The organism is Pseudomonas thivervalensis (assembly GCF_001269655.1).
GTDB classification, from domain to species: domain Bacteria; phylum Pseudomonadota; class Gammaproteobacteria; order Pseudomonadales; family Pseudomonadaceae; genus Aquipseudomonas; species Aquipseudomonas thivervalensis.
In genome coordinates this window covers 593,793-610,142 of the sequence record NZ_LHVE01000020.1, presented here as the reverse complement: position 1 = coordinate 610,142, position 16,350 = coordinate 593,793, and the positions used below count along the sequence as shown (strand labels likewise).

The window sequence follows — 16,350 nt, the reverse complement described above, 5'->3', positions numbered from 1 at the left end:
AACATGGTCTACCCTCATTTCAGACGTCTGAAACAAGGGGGATTTTCCATGCTCGCGCAACTTCCACCGGCCTTACAGAATCTGCATCTACCGCTTCGACTGCGGCTCTGGGATGGCCATGAGTTTTCACTGGGTGACGACCCCAGCGTCACGATTGTGGTCAAGGACCCACAAATGGTCGCGCAATTCACCCACCCCAGCCTGGACGCATTGGGGGCGGCGTTTGTCGAAGGTAAGCTGGAACTCGAAGGTTCGATCCACGAAGTCATTCGGGTCTGCGATGAACTGAGCCAGGCATTGGTGGAGGATGGCGCCGGCAACCAGCCGGTGCGCTCGGTCCACGACAAGGAAACCGATGCCAAGGCGATCTCCTATCACTACGATCTTTCCAACGCGTTCTATCAGCTGTGGCTCGACAGTGACATGGCGTATTCCTGTGCCTACTTCGAGACAGGCAGCGAAACCCTCGAACAGGCCCAGCAGGCCAAATTCCGTCATTTGTGCCGCAAGCTGCGATTGCAGCCGGGCGACTACCTGCTGGATGTCGGTTGCGGCTGGGGCGGTCTGGCGCGATACGCCGCGCGGGAGTTCGGTGCCAAGGTCTTCGGCATCACCCTGAGCAAGGCGCAGCTCACCCTGGCCCGGGAACGGGTCAAGGCAGACGGTCTGGAGGATCAGGTCGAGCTGCAATTGTTGGATTACCGCGATTTGCCCCAAGACGGGCGCTTCGACAAAGTAGTCAGCGTGGGCATGTTCGAGCATGTTGGCCACGCCAACCTCGAGCAGTACTGCAAGACGCTGTTCGGCGCCGTGCGCGAGGGCGGGCTGGTGATGAACCATGGCATCACCGCCAAGCACACCGACGGGCGTCCGGTCGGTCGCGGCGCGGGCGAATTCATTGAGAAGTATGTTTTCCCCAACGGCGAGCTGCCGCACCTGTCGATGATTTCCGCCCAGATCAGCGAAGCGGGGCTGGAGATCGTCGACGTGGAAAGCCTGCGTATGCACTATGCGCGCACGCTCGATCACTGGAGTGAACGTCTGGAGGACAACCTTGAGGCAGCATCGAAGGAAGTGCCGGAGCAGGCCTTGCGGATCTGGCGTTTGTACCTGGCCGGCTGCGCCTACGCGTTCGCCAAGGGCTGGATCAATCTTCACCAGATCCTGGCGGTGAAGGCCCACGCCGACGGCAGCCACGAGTTGCCTTGGACCCGCGACGATCTCTACGTCCCTTAGAGTATCGGTGAAATAAGCCGGGCGATCCGCATGCCGACCTGCTGCAGGCGGTGGGTCTCCCGGCTTTCCTGCTTGTCGATTTCCTGGGCCTGGGCGAAGTCCAGCTCAAGCATCTGCTCGACCTCGGTGGCGAAGGGGATATCCACGGTGAGCAGCATGACCTCGAAATTCAATCGGAACGAACGGTTGTCCAGGTTCGCGCTGCCGATGGCGCTGATTTCCTGATCGATCAGTACCACTTTCTGATGCAGGAAACCCGGCCCATAACGGAACATCCGCACGCCGGCTCGCACCGCTTCAAACGCATACAGGCTCGACGCGGCATAGACGATCTTGTGGTCGGGCCGCGAGGGCAGCAGGATGCGCACATCCACGCCGCGCAGGACCGCCAGGCGTAAGGCGGCGAACACCGCTTCGTCGGGGATGAAGTAGGGCGTGGTGATCCAGACGCGTTCGCTGGCGGCGTGAATGGCCTCGACGAAAAACAATGAGCAGGTTTCATAGGGGTCCGCCGGGCCGCTGGCCAGCAACTGGCACAGCACGCCGTCGTCTGGATAGCTGTCTGGCAGGATCAGTGGAGGCAGCGAACGGGCCGCCCAGAACCAGTCTTCGGCGAACGACTCCTGCATGCTCGCCACCACCGGCCCGCGCACTTGCACATGGGTGTCGCGCCACGGTGCCAAGGGTGGTTTGTCGCCCATGTATTCGTCACCGACGTTGTGCCCGCCGACGAACCCTTGCACGCCGTCTACCACGACGATCTTGCGATGATTGCGAAAATTGACCTGGAACCGATTGAGCCAACCGCTGCGGGTGGCGAACGCTTTTACGTGGACGCCACCGTCGCGCAGGGTCTGCACATAGTGATGGGGCAGGGAGTGGCTGCCGATGCGGTCATAGAGCAGGTACACCGCCACGCCTTCGGCGGCTTTCTTCAAGAGCAGTGTTTGCAGGCGTTGGCCGAGGCGGTCGTCATGGATGATGAAAAACTGAATCAGCACGGCCTGTCGTGCCTGCTCGACGGCCTGGAAAATCGCCTCGAACGTGGCGTGACCGTTGACCAGCAAACGCACCTGGTTATTCGCCAGGCACGGCGCGCGTCCCAGTTTCGGCATGGCCCGTAACGAAGCGTAGGCCTGGGAGGCGCGCGCGGTCAGGGCTTCTTCGACCCAAGGGCGCCAGTTCAGCTCGGAGATCGCTTTGCGCATTTCTTCGTTGGCTTGCCGGCGCGCCTTGATGTAGCCATCGAACGTGCTGCGGCCGAACACCAGATAAGGAATCAGCGTCAGGTAGGGAATGAACATCAGCGACAGGGCCCAGGCAATCGAACCCTGTGCGGTGCGAACCGTCAGTACGGCGTGGACGGCGGCGATGGAACCCAGGGTATGGAGCAGCGCGATCAGGTAACCGAAAACATGCGGGCCGAAATAATCCATGGGACAGCCTAGCTCCTGAGGTTTCAATGCCTAACAGACCATGTTCCAGGGCGAATGTCGCTATTTAATTCACTTGAGCGGGGCCTGAACCGAAGCCCGTGGCCGACGTCTAACGGCCACTTGTCCTCTGGAGTTTGTGCAATGAATGTTCGTCTGCTGGGTGTGGCCTTGGCGATAGGTTTGTCGGTGCCGATGGCGGCTCAGGCGCAGATGCTTCAGCCGGGTTTGTGGGAATTGACCACCAGCAACATGAAGGTCGATAACCAGAACCTGCCGGACCTGCAACTGATCCTCGGCCAGTTGCAAACCCAGATGACCCCGGAGCAACGGGCGATGCTGGAAAAGCAGGGGATCACCATGGGTGGCAAAGGCATTCGCGTGTGCCTGACCCCGGCGCAGGTGCAAACCAATGATATTCCGCTGCAAGACCCGCAATCGGGTTGCAAGCAGCAAATCACCGAGCGCACCGGCAATCAGTGGAAGTTTCGTTTCAGTTGCCCGAAAGCCCAGGGTAATGGGGTCGCGACGTTCCAGAGCGATCGCGAATTCACTACCAAGGTCAATGGCACTTTTAACGCCACCGGCATCCAGCAGAACGGCAGCCTCGACACACGCGCGGTGTGGCTGGGGCAGGATTGCGGGACGGTCAAGCCGAGGGCTTGACCGTTTCAAGCGACAGCAACGCTGTGGCGAGGGAGCTTGCTCGCGCTGGGCTGCGCAGCAGCCCTAATGCCTCCCCCCCCTTTACACAGCCTGATCAAGGCCGACTCAGCGCCTCATACAAGGTATTGAGGTTGTACTCGAACAGGCCAGTGAACGTACTGGCCGGTCCGCTGGCAGCAAGCGCATCAGAGTACAACGTGCCGCCAATATGGGCGCCACTCTCATCGGCGATCTGCTTGAGCAGGCGCGCATCCTTGATGTTTTCCATGAACACCGCTTTGACCTTCGCCTGACGGATCTGGGTAATCAGCGCCGCGACTTCTGCCGCCGACGGTTCGCGCTCGGTGGACAAACCCTGGGGCGCCATGAAGTCGATGCCATAGGCCTGGCCCAGGTAACCGAAAGCATCGTGGGAGGTCACGATCTTGCGATTACCGGCAGGCAATGCGCCGAGCTTGGTCTTGGCTTCGGCAAGCAGGGCATAGATCTTCTTCAGGTACGCCTGGCTGTTGCGTTCGTAATCGGCCTTGTTGGCCGGGTCGGCCGCTTCCAGTGCCTTGGTGATGTTACTGACGTACAGCTCGGCGTTCGCCAGGTTGTGCCACGCGTGCGGGTCGGGGACGGTTTCGCCATCCTCGTCCAATGACCGCGGGATAACGCCGCGGCTGGCGCTGATCACGGGGGCGCTGGTTTCGGTGCTGGTCACCAGACGGTCCAGCCACGGCTCGAAGCCCAAGCCATTCTTGATGATCAGTTTTGCCTTGAGCAATGCCTTGGCGTCATCCGGCGTGGGTTCGTAGGTATGTGCATCGGCGTCCGGCCCGACCATGTTGGTGATTTGAATATGCTCACCGCCGACCTGCTGGGTCATGTCGGCGAGGATGCTGAAGCTGGTCACGACCTGGAGTTTTTCGGCGGCGGACAGGGACATGGACAGCATCAGACTGAGTAGCACGAGCAGAACGCGCATCGGGAGACACCTCATTGGGATGTGAGCAAAGGCGGGCGGCGCAGCAAACCGTGCACCGGACCGAATACCACCGACAACAGATACAACACGCCCGCCACCAGAACGATGGATGGCCCGCTGGGCAGTGAGTAATAGAAGGACAGCAACAGGCCAAGCCAAACCGAGAGGCAGCCGAGCAGGCCGGCGATCAGCATCAGCAGCGGCAGGCGACGGCTCCAGAATCGCGACGCGGCGGCCGGCAGCATCATCAGGCCGACCACCATCAGCGCGCCGATGGCCTGGAAGCCGATCACCAGGTTCAGCACCACCAAGGTCAGGAACACGCCGTGGGCCAACGGGCCGAGACGACTGACGGTTTGCAGGAACAGCGGGTCCAGCGTATCGAGCAGCAGCGGTCGATAAATCAACGCCATCGCGACCAGACTGGCACCGGAAACCCACAACATGCCGGTGAGGGTCGGGCCGTCCACCGCCAAGGCCGAGCCAAACAGTAGGTGCAGCAAGTCCAGGCGTTTGCCGGCCATGCCGAGGATCAACACGCCGGCCGCCAGGGAAATGGGATAAATCGCCGCGAGGCTGGCGTCCTCTCGCAGGCCGGTGCGCCGGGTAATCCACGCGGCGAGCCCGGCCATGCTCAAGCCCGCGCCCAGGCCGCCGATGGTCAAGGCGGGCAGGCTCAACCCGGCAAACCAGAAGCCCAGGGCGGCACCGGGCAGGATGCCATGAGCGACGGCGTCACCGATCAGGCTCATGCGCCGAAGAATTAGGAACACACCCAACGGAGCTGTGCTGCACGCCAACACCAGGCCGCCCAGCAAGGCCCGGCGCATGAAGACAAACTCTTGGAACGGTTGCCAGAAATGAGTGGCCGCGAGCATCAAGCCACCCACGTTTGGGGTTGTTGGGCAATCAAGTCGACACTGCGGCCCAGCACGCAGCCGGTATTTCTGATCAGCAGCGTATGGGCGACATGTTGCCGTACCGCCGCCAAATCATGACACACCATCACGATAGTTCTGCCTGAGGCATGCCAGCGATGAATGTGTTTCCACAGGAGCGCCTGGCCTTGTTCGTCGAGGGCGGCGTGGGGTTCGTCGAGCAACAACAAGGGTGCCTCCGCCAGGCTCAGCCGGGCGAGCAGGGCACGTTGCAACTCGCCCCCGGACAGCGCCATTAAGGGACGATGCTCGAGGCCGCTCAGCGCCCAATCCTCCAGTACGGTCTGCAGCAACTGTCTGCGCATCGCCGGTGTATGCCGATTACCCCAAGCACCGGCGGCCACCAACTCTTGCAAACTGATGGGAAACTGCCGGTCCAGATGCTGCTGCTGGGGCATGAACGAAACCCCGCCACGCCGTGGAACCTCCAGGGTGACGTTGCCAGACAGTGGTTTTTGCAGTCCCGCGATGACTTTCAACAGGCTGCTTTTGCCCGAGCCGTTGGCCCCGATGATGGCGGTGAGGCTGCCTGCCGGTCGTTCCATGGCGAGTGGCGGCGTGAGCGGTTGCCCGGGAATGCCCCAGAGCAGTGCTTGGCAGTTGATCATGATAGGTCTCGGGTCCAGCGGCTTTGCGCCACGGCGTCATGGGCATGGAGGCTTTCGGAATGAACGACGCGCACGTCCAAGGCCGTGATCTCGGGGGACCGGGCCAGGGCGGTGCTCAGTCGCCGCGCAGCGTCTTCGCAGAACATCAGGTTTTGGCCGTTGGCCAGGGCGAATGCTTGCTCATCGGCGCGTTTGACGGCGGTCTGCACAGCGGTGCCGAGGGCTGCTTCGGCTTCGTTGATGAACGACTGCAGCGGCAATTCCTCGACGTCGGCGTCCAGGCGCAGGGTCAGGGTCGCGGTACTGCGCTGGCTATGCGGGGTGGCGACAATGCCGTTCGATGAACCCAACCAAGCCAGGATTTCGGCGTGCTCGAGTTTCTTGTTGGCAAATTCGTCGACGAATTGCTGCTGAATCAACTGCCGGGAAAGGGCTGCCGAGCACGGGCAAGTCGAGGAATAGGGAATCTGGATTTTCAGTTCCACGTGGAACATTGTGTTTTTCAAGTGAGCTTCGACACTCACCGGATAGCCTTTCCAACCCATCAACGGGCTGATTAACGCCGGACGCTTGAGCAATAGATCGGTATGCACGCTGAGCGAAGCCGACTGGGACAAGCCTTCATGGCTGTCGAGGAATTGCTTCAGGATTCGGCGCAATAGCGCTGGCGAAAGTGGTGTCTCTTCAAGCACCCCCAGCGCCAGATATAAGCGCGACATGTGAATGCCGCGCGCTTCGCCGTCATCGAGGCTGACACCAGCGTCGGCCGTTGCGCTTAGACGCTGGCCGTCAATCAATACCGGCGTTGCGATACCACACATGCCCACCCAATCAAGTGGCAGGGTTTGACGTGAAACCTGCGCAGCCACATCCGGCAGCGTTAACGCGTTCATGGTCAAGGTCCGTCGAAGGTTCAAAATTAGATGTTATAGTATAACGACTAATTTAAAGAAACCTTTTCCATGAAAGGAGTTTCATCTACCCAAACGCTCACGTTCCACGTGAAACATCAGCGCGGCGAATCCTGACAACCGTTCAAACGGCCGCATACAAATGCGCCGGCACTACCGCCCGAGCTCGAGAAGCGATTGAGGGTTGTCCAGCCCACACGCCGGCTGTATCCAACCCAACTTTCTCCATCCGACGCCAATCCGGTAAAGAACGTGAGCTGACCGTAACGGCTGTTCGTTTGCGCCCAATAACGGCGACTAGCAGCTTCAAAACCGCGCAAATAAATAGTGTTTCCGGCCGTCGCGACGCTATAGGCATTGCCCTGGCCATCCACGCAGGCCAGTAAATTCGCGCTTCGGGTGCAATTCGCCAAAAGTGGACTTTGGGCCTCAGCGCTCAACGCCCACAGCAACAGCGGGCCCGCCAGAATAAATTTCAATTGATTGCGCATGGATTGATCTCAGACCAATGAGGACCGGCGGGGCTGGATGGATTGCGTTGTTATACTATAACATAAAGAATGCCAGGTCCTGAACCCAGCCAAACCCTGGAAACGAGCCGTCATCGAAGCGGCCGCCCGATGAGGATATACCGATGCCCAATCGCCTTCCCGTTACCGTACTGTCCGGATTTCTCGGTGCTGGTAAAAGCACGCTGCTCAACCATGTCCTGCGTAATCGCGACAACCTGCGGGTTGCCGTGATCGTCAACGATATGAGCGAGATCAACATCGATGGCAGCGAAGTCCAACGAGATGTCACCCTGAGTCGTTCCGAAGAGAAATTGGTGGAGATGAGCAACGGCTGCATCTGCTGCACACTGCGTGAGGACTTGCTTGAAGAAGTCGGGCAGCTCGCCAGGGAAGGGCGTTTCGATTACCTGTTGATCGAGTCCACGGGTATCTCCGAGCCGCTGCCCGTGGCGGAAACGTTCACATTTCGTGACGAAGAAGGCCGAAGCCTGGCCGATGTGGCGCGACTCGACACCATGGTTACGGTGGTCGACGGAGTGAATTTCCTGCTGGATTACCAGGCTGCCGAAAGCCTGGCGTCACGGGGCGAAACCCTGGGTGAGGAGGATGAGCGCTCGATCACCGACCTGCTGATCGAGCAGATCGAATTTGCCGACGTAATCCTGGTCAGCAAGATCGACCTGATCAGCCAGCAAGAGCGGGAAGAATTGATCGCAATTCTGCAGCGCCTCAATGCCCAGGCGCAGATCATTCCCATGGTCATGGGGCAGGTGCCCCTGGGTCGAATCCTCGACACCGGCCTTTTCGATTTTGAACGCGCCGCCCAGGCACCTGGCTGGCTACAAGAATTGCGTGGCGAGCACGTACCGGAAACCGAGGAATATGGCATCGCCTCGACTGCCTACCGGGCCCGCCGGCCGTTCCATCCCCAGCGGTTCTTCAACTTCATCGATCGTCCGTGGCCCAACGGCAAGCTCCTGCGCTCCAAAGGTTTCTTCTGGCTGGCCAGCAAACCTGAGGAGGCGGGCGGTTGGTCTCAGGCCGGCGGTTTGATGCGGCATGGCTTCGCCGGGCGCTGGTGGCGGTTCGTGCCGAAAAACCAGTGGCCGCAGGACGAAGAAAGCACGGCGACCATCATGAAGAACTGGCTGGCCGCCACCGGCGATTGCCGTCAGGAACTGGTCTTCATTGGTCAGGACATCGATTTTGCTCAACTTACCGCCGAGCTGGACGCTTGCCTGCTCACCGATGCGGAAATGGCCTTGGGCGTCGAAAACTGGCGGCTGTTGCCCGATCCGTTCGGCCCGTGGCATGAAGAGGAAGCAGCGTGATGCTGGCGCCGAGCCTGAAAAGAACCCCGCAGGTACGACAGGTCCAAGGTGATACGCCAGGGATATTCACGCAGATCCTGGACGACGGCACCAACCTGGCGGTCTGGCAGCGTCAGCTTCCCGCGCACATCAGCGACTTTGCGGTCATGGTGCTGGCGATGGACCAGCCGCTGGCTGAATCCCGTGTGCTCGACTTGCCAGAGGAAGACACCCAGCCAGCGCTGCACGGCCTCGCCGCCGGTTTCAGCGACCTGCAAGGCTATGAAGGCTTTATCGCCGATGTGTCCTGGCTCGTCAGTGCGTTTGCCTGCCTGTTGGGCGCCCAACGTGTCGGTCTGCGTCTACGCACCTTGGACAAGGCCATGTGCCCGCGCTTCCACGTTGACCACGTGCCGGTGCGGCTGCTGACCACTTATGCGGGCGTGGGCAGCCAGTGGCTCGGGGAGGGCGTCATGGATCGCCGGCGCCTGGCGCAACCTGAGGCAGAACCGGTTGATCCACGCGTGATCCAGCAGTTTTGTTGCGGTGATGTCGGCCTGCTCAAAGGCGAAAAATGGCACGGCAACGAGGGGTTTGGCCTGATCCATCGCTCGCCGGAGCTCGCGCCGGGAGAGCGTCGCCTGATTCTCACGCTGGACTGGCTGACTTAAGGCTTGAGCCAGGTCCCCTGGCTTTGTCCTTCGCAAAATGGCTGCAGGTAAGCGGCATCGGTCGCCACGCCGTAATAGTGAATATCCTGGCGGTAAGGCATATTGGCGACCTGGGCGTTGCTGCACACGCCGAACGCGCCGCCAGGGCACTGATCGACGTATTGCACCTCGACCTTCTGGCCGGCCAGGTTTGGCTGGCAGAAGCCGTCGGCAAACAGTTTCTGCGGAATGTTGCGGTTCTGTTGGCAGACTTTCACGTCGAGCCGCTCCGCCTGGCTGTGAACCACGCAAGCCTGGGCCAGCGCCTGGTTCGACGTCAGCGCCAGTAACAACCAGCCGATCATTCGCATCTTCACCTCCATCGAAAGCCGTCGATTATGTTGCAGCACATTCCCACCCATGTCATCGCCGGCCCCTTGGGCGCCGGCAAGACCAGCCTGATCAGGCATCTGCTGGCCCAGCGTCCGGCCAATGAACGCTGGGCGGTGCTGATCAACGAGTTCGGCCAGATCGGTCTGGATGCCGCGCTGCTGACCCAGGCGGGCGATGGTATCGCACTGGGCGAAGTGGCTGGCGGCTGCTTGTGCTGCGTCAACGGCGCGCCATTTCAGATCGGTCTTGGGCGTTTGCTGCGCAAGGCCCGGCCGGATCGGCTGTTCATCGAACCCTCGGGCCTGGGCCATCCAGCACAATTGATGCGACAACTGAGCGAAGCGCCATGGCTCGGCGTGTTGGCGGTGCAACCCTGTGTGCTGGTGTTGGATGCCCGGGCGGTGGCGGACGGCAAACCTTTGCCCGATGCGCAGCGACAAACCCTCGCGGATGCCGGACTGTTGCTGCTGAACAAATCCGAGACCCTCACACAAGCGGATCGAGAACGGGTGACGGCGCAGTTGTCAGGGCGTACGTTGTACTTCACGCAACACGCGGCACTACCGGTCGAGCGATTGCCAGGCCTGGCGGCTCGGGGCCACGGGGCTGTGGATAACTTGACCCTGCCCAAGCGCCTGGGCCAGGTGCCGGCCATCTGGATCGACCCGGCGCAGCCCATTTGCCTGCATCAGCAACAGGACGGTGGCTGGAGTATCGGTTGGCGCTGGCACCCCAGCCAACGATTCGACGCAGCGGCGCTGACACGATGGCTACAAGACCAGGACTGGAAACGGGCGAAGATGGTTATCCACAGCCTCGACGGTTGGGTTTCAGCCAATGCGCTGGAAGGGGCGGCGCTGGGCTGGCAAGCCAGTGAATGGCGCCAGGATTCCCGGATCGAGCTGATTTTCGATCAGCCTCAAGACGTTGATCGCCTGCAAGCCGGTCTGGTGAGTTGTCGGTGTCCCTGAGTCAGCCCTGTTTCAAGGCTTCCACTTGTTGTGTTCCTGGCGCCACTGGCTCAACTCGATGACTTCAGCCCTGGGCCTGGTCTGGACCGGTTCAATGGGCGCTGGCGGTGTCTCTTCGAAGGGCATCGGGTAGGGTGCCAGCTCTATGTGTGCGCTGTGGGCACCGAACTGGGTGATGGTGCCCGAATGACGGCTTTCGCCCGTGACGGTGAACTCGAAGGTGTAGACCCGAGCCAGTCGTCGTCGACCGTTGGCGTCCTTCACGAAGCCGATTTTTTTCAGTGCCACGTTGCCGTCCAGCAACTCGATCTTGAGGTTGGCGCAATGCTGCATGACCCTGGCCAACGCCCGTTCGCGCAAGCCATGGTTGTGCCATAGCCAGGCGCCGCCGGTAGCCAGCAGCATCAGCACGAAGATGTTTCCAAGGGTCAGCATGAACGAAGTGCTCCAACAAGTTGTTGTCAGCTTAACTGTCTCGCCGGTCTGTCGTACAGGCTGCGTTTAGTCGCATACTGCGCGGCTTGAATTTCAATCGTTTTACGGAAACTTCCCGCATGAAACGTACGCCTCATCTGCTTGCTATTCAGTCCCACGTGGTGTTCGGTCACGCCGGCAATAGCGCCGCAGTGTTTCCGATGCAGCGGGTCGGCGTGAATGTCTGGCCGCTCAATACCGTGCAGTTTTCCAATCACACCCAGTACGGCCAATGGACCGGGGAAGTGCTGGCGCCCGAGCAAATTCCGGCATTGGTGGAAGGCATTGCGGCCATTGGTGAGCTGGGTCACTGCGATGCGGTGTTGTCCGGTTACCTGGGCAGTGCGGCTCAGGGGCGGGCGATCCTGACGGGTGTGGCGCGGATCAAGGCGGCCAATCCGAAGGCGCTGTACCTGTGTGATCCGGTCATGGGGCATCCAGAGAAGGGCTGCATCGTGGCTCCCGAGGTGAGCCAGTTTCTCCTGGAAGAAGCCGCTGCCGTGGCGGACCTCATGTGCCCGAACCAACTGGAACTGGACAGTTTTTCAGGACGCAAGGCGCAGTCGTTGCTGGACTGCCTGGCCATGGCTCGCGCGTTGCTGGTCCGGGGTCCGAAAGCGGTGCTGGTCAAGCACCTGGCCTACCCCGGCAAACCCGATGACAGCTTCGAAATGCTGCTGGTGACCGCTGAGGGCAGCTGGCACCTACGTCGTCCGCTATTGGCTTTCCCACGCCAGCCGGTGGGCGTGGGTGACCTGACATCGGGGTTGTTCCTGGCGCGGATACTGTTGGGGGACAGCCTGGTGGCGGCGTTCGAATTCACCGCCGCCGCGGTGCACGAAGTGCTGCTGGAAACCCAGGCCTGCACAAGTTATGAACTGGAACTGGTCCGCGCCCAGGACCGGATCGCCCATCCTCGGGTGCGGTTCGAGGCGGTGCCGATCAGCCTCTGATTACGCCCATTGGAAATGCTGCAGATCCCTGTGGGAGCGAGCTTGCTCGCGATGGCGGTGTGTCAGTCAATATCAGTATTGACTGATCGGCCGCTATCGCGAGCAAGCTCGCTCCCACAGTTGATTTCGGCGGCCGCTTAAGGCCCGTCCGCCTTGATGTCCTGATAACGCTTTTCCAGTTCCTGGCGGATCTGCCGGCGTTGCTGGGCCTGTTCGTAGCGGCGTTTTTCTTCGCTGTTTTGCGGCTGCAACGGCGGCACGGCAGCGGGTTTACGCTGGTCATCCACCGCAACCATGGTGAAGAAGCAACTGTTGGTGTGGCGCACCGAGCGTTCGCGAATATTTTCGGTCACGACTTTGATGCCCACTTCCATCGAGGTGTTGCCGGTGTAGTTCACCGAGGCCAGGAAGGTCACCAGCTCGCCGACATGAATCGGCTCACGGAAGATGACCTGGTCAACCGACAGGGTCACCACGTAGCGCCCGGCATAGCGGCTGGCGCAGGCGTAGGCGACTTCGTCGAGGTATTTGAGCAAGGTGCCGCCATGGACATTGCCAGAGAAGTTGGCCATATCGGGGGTCATCAACACCGTCATCGACAGCTGGGCGTTTCCGGGTTCCATAACGTACTCACGGTTCAAGGCAGCAAGGTTGGAGTGCACCTCTGCGGGTGCTGGTGAGTGGCCTGCAAACAGGTCACCAGGTTTTAACAACCACCGATATCGGGACGCTGCGCCTGTGGTTGCCGTCACGCGCCGATGGATCTGTTTCCATATATTGCACTGTCTTTTTGTCGGAAGTCGCGGTGTTACCCTTCAAAAGCCCGTCGCGAGGGCAATTACTACAGAGGAAACGGATTTCTCCAGCGCTGCAGTGAGTCATTTGAACAGGGAGCCCCGACATGCATGCCATCAGTTTCATCCAGGATTTGGCGATCATCATGATGGCTGCGGGGCTGGTGACCGTACTCTTTCACCGTTTCAAACAACCGGTGGTATTGGGCTACATCGTGGCCGGCTTCATTATCGGCCCGCATACGCCACCGTTCGGTTTTATCCACGACGAAGACACGATCAAGACCCTGGCCGAGCTCGGGGTGATCTTCCTGATGTTTTGTCTGGGCCTGGAATTCAGCCTGCGTAAACTGTTCAAGGTCGGCGCCACGGCCTTCATCGCGGCGTTTCTCGAAATCGTGCTGATGATCTGGATCGGCTATGAAATCGGTCGCTGGTTCGAGTGGAGCACCATGGACTCGCTGTTCCTGGGCGCGATCCTGGCCATTTCCTCCACCACCATCATCGTCAAGGCCCTCAACGACCTGAAGATGAAGAACGAGCGCTTCGCGCAGCTGATTTTCGGGGTGTTGATCGTCGAGGACATCCTGGGCATCGGCATCATCGCCTTGCTGTCGAGCATTGCCGTCAGCGGCACCGTGAGCTCCGGCGAGGTATTTTCCACAGTCGGCAAGTTGTCGCTGTTCATGATCGTCGCGTTGGTCGTCGGCATTCTATTGGTGCCGAGGGTGTTGGCCTACGTGGCGAAGTTCGACAGCAACGAAATGCTGCTGATTACCGTGCTGGGCCTGTGTTTCGGCTTCTGCCTGCTGGTGGTGAAGCTGGAATACAGCATGGTGCTCGGGGCATTCCTGATCGGTGCGATCATGGCCGAATCCCGGCAACTGCTGAGGATCGAGCGGTTGGTGGAGCCGGTGCGTGATCTGTTCAGCGCGATATTCTTCGTCGCCATCGGGCTGATGCTCGATCCGGCGATCTTGCTGCAGTACGCCTGGCCGATTGCGGTGATCACGGGTGCAGTGGTGCTCGGCAAGATGTTGTCCTGCGGCCTGGGTGCTTTTATCGCCGGCAACGACGGACGCACCTCGCTGCGCGTTGGGATGGGTCTTTCGCAGATTGGCGAATTTTCCTTCATCATCGCGTCGTTGGGGATGACCCTGCAGGTCACCAGCGATTTCCTCTACCCGGTTGCGGTCGCCGTCTCGGTGTTGACCACACTGCTGACGCCGTACCTGATCCGGGCCGCCGATCCGCTGTCCGTCAAGTTGGCAACGGTCATGCCGCACCGGCTGACGCGGGTGCTGGGGATGTATGGCGAATGGCTGCGCAGCATCCAGCCCCAAGGCCAAGGGGCGATGGTGGCGTCGATGATCCGGCGGATTTTGCTGCAGGTGGGGGTCAACCTGGCGCTGGTTATTGCGATTTTTGTCTCGGGTGGTTTTTTCGCCGAGCGAATGTCGGCTTATCTGCAAGCCTGGATCAGCGACCCGAGCTGGCAGAAAGCGCTGATCTGGGGAGCGGCGTTGCTGCTGTCGCTACCGTTCCTGATCGCCGCGTATCGCAAGCTCAAGGCGCTGTCGATGCTGCTGGCGGAGATGGGTGTGAAGCCGGAGATGGCTGGCCGCCACACCCAGCGCGTGCGTCGGGTGATCGCCGAAGTGATCCCGATTCTCTCGCTGCTGGTGATCTTCCTGCTATTGGCTGCCTTGTCGGCCAGCATCCTGCCGACCAACAAGTTGCTCGTACTGATCGCCGTGGTAGCGACTGCCGTGGCGGCAGTGCTCTGGCGCTGGTTCATCCGCGTGCATACGCGGATGCAGGTGGCCTTGCTTGAAACCCTGGACAACCACAAGGAGTCGTCCGGGCATTGACCGGCGGCGGGGCTCAGCTTTCCAGCCAGACGTCCCTGGCCCAGTGCCAGACCGATTCCCAGGTTTCCTCGGCGATCAGTTCTTCTTCGGCCTGCCACAGCACCACCGTGCCGTCCTCTTCGACGCAATAATAATCGTCGCCGTCCTGGCAGATCGGGATCAGGCTGCGGTCGACACCGGCATCCCAGGCATTGGCGGCCACGTCCGGCAGGTAGGTGTGGGACTGTGGATCGGTGACGGTCACCGGTTCCAGGCTGCCGTAGACGACATCGCTGACGGTCAGCAAAAACTCCCTGAAAACGAATGGGATATCGATGAACAGCTGCTCTTCGATCTCTACCAGCAAGTCTTCGTCGGGCAATTCCAGCGGGACCGGTACGGGCTCGTTGGCTTCACGCAATTGTTCGATGATTTCTTCCACGTCCGGGGATCCTCTTTCTCGATGGCGCGGTTTTATATGGAGCGGTTTATACAGTAGCTCGCTATAGATGCAACCGCGAAATAGAAAACCCCGGCCTGGGCCGGGGTTTTCTATTTCAACATGCAAAACGGGCAAAGGTTCAACCGTTCTGGCGGATACCTGCCACCAGCCAAGGCTGGTCATCGCCCTGGGCACGTTCCATGTTCCAGCTTTCGCTGAACGCCTCGCCCTTGTCGAAGCGAGAATCCTTCGACACACCGCTGAAGGTCAGGGTGGCGATGGTCTTGTCGGCACGATCGTCGACGCCATCCAGTTGCACCTGCAGGTTGTCGATGTAGGTGGACTGGAAGCCGTCACCCAGCTCGGCCCGTTCGCGCTTGAGGAATTCCAGCAGTTGCGGGGTGACGAACTCGGAGATCTTGTCCATCTCGTTCGCGTCCCAATGTTGCTGCAGGGCCATGAAGTGGTTGCGCGCGGCTTCGATGAAGCGTTGTTCATTGAACCAGGCCGGCGCATTGATGACCGGGCGAGCGGCCACAGGCGCTGCCGAACCACCGAAGATCGAGCCGCTGGCAGGTTGCTGGTTGAACACTTCACGCTGCATCGGCGCGTGGCCGGCTGGAGCGAGTTGCTCCTGTTGCTTGCGACGACGAGCGGCAATGAAGCGGAAGACCAGGAAGGCGATGACCGCCATGATCAGGATGTCGAAGATCTGCATGCCCTGGAAGCCGTCGCCCATGAACATGGAGGCGAGCAGGCCACCGGCGGCGATGCCGGCGAGGGGGCCGAGCCAGCGCGAAGCACCACTGGCCTTGGTGGCAGCGCCTGCCGCACCGGCCGCGCCTGCGGTGGCAGCGGTAGAGCCGGCAGCGGAAGACGGCGCCATCTGGCTGGTCTGGTGAGTCGGGGCTGCTCCCGAACTTTTACCACCGCCAAAGCGCTTGGCGGCATTGGCGTCGATGGCCATCGTCAGGCCGATGCACAACGCCATGGCGATGCTAAGAAAACGTTTCATATAAAGGCATTCCCATTTGTGGATAGCACGCGCGCCATGTTGCACAGCAGAACTGTTGCTGGCTAGCAGCAGAGTGTTTCGGGCTTTTGCATGACAGGTGAGGTTCCGCTTCAGTTGTACAAGAAGCCCTGTTCGCTTTGGGCTGTAGGAAAGGGGGACAAGTTCTATCGGAAATGTTTGGCGTCCCCAGAACAACTGTGGGAGCGAGCTTGCTCGCGATGGCG

At 60.5% G+C, this 16,350-nt stretch carries 18 protein-coding genes; 7 read left to right on the top strand and 11 right to left on the bottom strand.

Features of this window, described 5'->3' with window-relative positions; genetic code table 11:
• Positions 1–48: 48 nt before the first annotated feature.
• Entirely contained in the window at positions 49–1,236 is a 1,188-nt protein-coding gene (cfaB, locus tag AD659_RS27680; RefSeq protein WP_053126741.1) for a C17 cyclopropane fatty acid synthase CfaB, read from the top strand.
• Here the strand turns inward: cfaB and cls are convergent.
• Entirely contained in the window at positions 1,233–2,672 is a 1,440-nt protein-coding gene (cls, locus tag AD659_RS27675) for a cardiolipin synthase (protein ID WP_053126739.1), read from the bottom strand. The two genes, cfaB and cls, sit on opposite strands and share 4 nt — an antisense overlap.
• A gap of 141 nt (positions 2,673–2,813) precedes the next feature.
• Here cls and AD659_RS27670 point away from each other — a divergent pair, with 141 nt between their 5' ends.
• Positions 2,814–3,335, top strand: coding sequence for a DUF3617 domain-containing protein (locus tag AD659_RS27670; protein ID WP_053126737.1), 522 nt, complete (start codon positions 2,814–2,816; stop codon positions 3,333–3,335).
• 94 nt (positions 3,336–3,429) lie between these two features.
• Here AD659_RS27670 and AD659_RS27665 read toward each other — a convergent pair whose 3' ends face one another.
• The 5 genes from AD659_RS27665 to AD659_RS29650 form a co-directional block, all read right to left on the bottom strand.
• Positions 3,430–4,305, bottom strand: coding sequence for a metal ABC transporter substrate-binding protein (locus AD659_RS27665; RefSeq protein WP_053126735.1), 876 nt, complete (start codon positions 4,303–4,305; stop codon positions 3,430–3,432).
• An 11-nt stretch (positions 4,306–4,316) separates the two neighbouring features.
• Entirely contained in the window at positions 4,317–5,183 is an 867-nt protein-coding gene (locus AD659_RS27660; RefSeq protein WP_053126733.1) for a metal ABC transporter permease, read from the bottom strand.
• Complete coding sequence (locus AD659_RS27655; protein ID WP_053126731.1) at positions 5,183–5,851, bottom strand: metal ABC transporter ATP-binding protein; 669 nt, start codon at positions 5,849–5,851, stop codon at positions 5,183–5,185. The genes AD659_RS27660 and AD659_RS27655 overlap by 1 nt, the downstream gene beginning before the upstream one ends.
• Entirely contained in the window at positions 5,848–6,744 is an 897-nt protein-coding gene (gene folE2, locus AD659_RS27650; protein WP_053126729.1) for a GTP cyclohydrolase FolE2, read from the bottom strand. Before folE2 ends, AD659_RS27655 begins: the two co-directional genes overlap by 4 nt.
• 116 nt (positions 6,745–6,860) lie before the next feature.
• Entirely contained in the window at positions 6,861–7,253 is a 393-nt protein-coding gene (locus tag AD659_RS29650; protein WP_082342056.1) for a glutamine synthetase, read from the bottom strand.
• A 143-nt stretch (positions 7,254–7,396) separates the two neighbouring features.
• Here AD659_RS29650 and zigA point away from each other — a divergent pair, with 143 nt between their 5' ends.
• Together zigA and AD659_RS27640 are read left to right on the top strand one after the other, a co-directional pair.
• On the top strand, positions 7,397–8,605 hold the full coding sequence (gene zigA, locus AD659_RS27645; RefSeq protein WP_053126727.1) for a zinc metallochaperone GTPase ZigA: 1,209 nt from the start codon (positions 7,397–7,399) through the stop codon (positions 8,603–8,605).
• Positions 8,605–9,255, top strand: a complete 651-nt coding sequence (locus AD659_RS27640; RefSeq protein WP_053126725.1) for a DUF1826 domain-containing protein — start codon at positions 8,605–8,607, stop codon at positions 9,253–9,255. The genes zigA and AD659_RS27640 overlap by 1 nt, the downstream gene beginning before the upstream one ends.
• Here AD659_RS27640 and AD659_RS27635 read toward each other — a convergent pair.
• Positions 9,252–9,605, bottom strand: coding sequence for a hypothetical protein (locus tag AD659_RS27635; RefSeq protein WP_014340943.1), 354 nt, complete (start codon positions 9,603–9,605; stop codon positions 9,252–9,254). The two genes, AD659_RS27640 and AD659_RS27635, sit on opposite strands and share 4 nt — an antisense overlap.
• Before the next feature lie 27 nt (positions 9,606–9,632).
• Between AD659_RS27635 and AD659_RS27630 the strand changes: the two genes are divergently transcribed.
• A complete protein-coding gene (locus AD659_RS27630) occupies positions 9,633–10,598 on the top strand; it encodes a CobW family GTP-binding protein (RefSeq protein ID WP_053126723.1) in 966 nt (321 codons plus the stop codon).
• A gap of 12 nt (positions 10,599–10,610) precedes the next feature.
• Here the strand turns inward: AD659_RS27630 and AD659_RS27625 are convergent, their stop codons facing one another.
• Positions 10,611–11,033 carry a DUF3301 domain-containing protein gene (locus tag AD659_RS27625; RefSeq protein ID WP_053126721.1) on the bottom strand — a complete coding sequence of 141 codons (423 nt, stop codon included), beginning with the start codon at positions 11,031–11,033 and terminating at the stop codon, positions 10,611–10,613.
• A gap of 119 nt (positions 11,034–11,152) precedes the next feature.
• Here AD659_RS27625 and pdxY point away from each other — a divergent pair, with 119 nt between their 5' ends.
• Positions 11,153–12,025 carry a pyridoxal kinase PdxY gene (gene pdxY / locus AD659_RS27620; protein WP_053126719.1) on the top strand — a complete coding sequence of 291 codons (873 nt, stop codon included), beginning with the start codon at positions 11,153–11,155 and terminating at the stop codon, positions 12,023–12,025.
• Between the two features lie 137 nt (positions 12,026–12,162).
• Here the strand turns inward: pdxY and AD659_RS27615 are convergent, their stop codons facing one another.
• Complete coding sequence (locus tag AD659_RS27615) at positions 12,163–12,648, bottom strand: acyl-CoA thioesterase (RefSeq protein ID WP_053126717.1); 486 nt, start codon at positions 12,646–12,648, stop codon at positions 12,163–12,165.
• A gap of 278 nt (positions 12,649–12,926) precedes the next feature.
• Between AD659_RS27615 and AD659_RS27610 the strand changes: the two genes are divergently transcribed.
• Positions 12,927–14,690 (top strand): cation:proton antiporter, encoded by a 1,764-nt coding sequence (locus AD659_RS27610; RefSeq protein WP_053126714.1) that lies wholly within the window; start codon positions 12,927–12,929, stop codon positions 14,688–14,690.
• A 13-nt stretch (positions 14,691–14,703) separates the two neighbouring features.
• Here the strand turns inward: AD659_RS27610 and AD659_RS27605 are convergent, their stop codons facing one another.
• Both AD659_RS27605 and AD659_RS27600 read right to left on the bottom strand, forming a co-directional pair.
• A complete protein-coding gene (locus tag AD659_RS27605) occupies positions 14,704–15,111 on the bottom strand; it encodes an SMI1/KNR4 family protein (protein ID WP_003187120.1) in 408 nt (135 codons plus the stop codon).
• A gap of 139 nt (positions 15,112–15,250) precedes the next feature.
• A complete protein-coding gene (locus AD659_RS27600) occupies positions 15,251–16,126 on the bottom strand; it encodes a Tim44 domain-containing protein (protein ID WP_053126712.1) in 876 nt (291 codons plus the stop codon).
• Between the last annotated feature and the right edge of the window lie 224 nt (positions 16,127–16,350).

Coding starts and splice junctions, on each gene's coding strand:
- cfaB (WP_053126741.1), top strand. CDS start 49: ATGCTCGCGCAACTTCCACCGGCCTTACAGAATCTGCATCTACCGCTT.
- cls (WP_053126739.1), bottom strand. CDS start 2,672: ATGGATTATTTCGGCCCGCATGTTTTCGGTTACCTGATCGCGCTGCTC.
- AD659_RS27670 (WP_053126737.1), top strand. CDS start 2,814: ATGAATGTTCGTCTGCTGGGTGTGGCCTTGGCGATAGGTTTGTCGGTG.
- AD659_RS27665 (WP_053126735.1), bottom strand. CDS start 4,305: ATGCGCGTTCTGCTCGTGCTACTCAGTCTGATGCTGTCCATGTCCCTG.
- AD659_RS27660 (WP_053126733.1), bottom strand. CDS start 5,183: ATGCTCGCGGCCACTCATTTCTGGCAACCGTTCCAAGAGTTTGTCTTC.
- AD659_RS27655 (WP_053126731.1), bottom strand. CDS start 5,851: ATGATCAACTGCCAAGCACTGCTCTGGGGCATTCCCGGGCAACCGCTC.
- folE2 (WP_053126729.1), bottom strand. CDS start 6,744: ATGAACGCGTTAACGCTGCCGGATGTGGCTGCGCAGGTTTCACGTCAA.
- AD659_RS29650 (WP_082342056.1), bottom strand. CDS start 7,253: ATGCGCAATCAATTGAAATTTATTCTGGCGGGCCCGCTGTTGCTGTGG.
- zigA (WP_053126727.1), top strand. CDS start 7,397: ATGCCCAATCGCCTTCCCGTTACCGTACTGTCCGGATTTCTCGGTGCT.
- AD659_RS27640 (WP_053126725.1), top strand. CDS start 8,605: ATGCTGGCGCCGAGCCTGAAAAGAACCCCGCAGGTACGACAGGTCCAA.
- AD659_RS27635 (WP_014340943.1), bottom strand. CDS start 9,605: ATGCGAATGATCGGCTGGTTGTTACTGGCGCTGACGTCGAACCAGGCG.
- AD659_RS27630 (WP_053126723.1), top strand. CDS start 9,633: ATGTTGCAGCACATTCCCACCCATGTCATCGCCGGCCCCTTGGGCGCC.
- AD659_RS27625 (WP_053126721.1), bottom strand. CDS start 11,033: ATGCTGACCCTTGGAAACATCTTCGTGCTGATGCTGCTGGCTACCGGC.
- pdxY (WP_053126719.1), top strand. CDS start 11,153: ATGAAACGTACGCCTCATCTGCTTGCTATTCAGTCCCACGTGGTGTTC.
- AD659_RS27615 (WP_053126717.1), bottom strand. CDS start 12,648: ATGGAACCCGGAAACGCCCAGCTGTCGATGACGGTGTTGATGACCCCC.
- AD659_RS27610 (WP_053126714.1), top strand. CDS start 12,927: ATGCATGCCATCAGTTTCATCCAGGATTTGGCGATCATCATGATGGCT.
- AD659_RS27600 (WP_053126712.1), bottom strand. CDS start 16,126: ATGAAACGTTTTCTTAGCATCGCCATGGCGTTGTGCATCGGCCTGACG.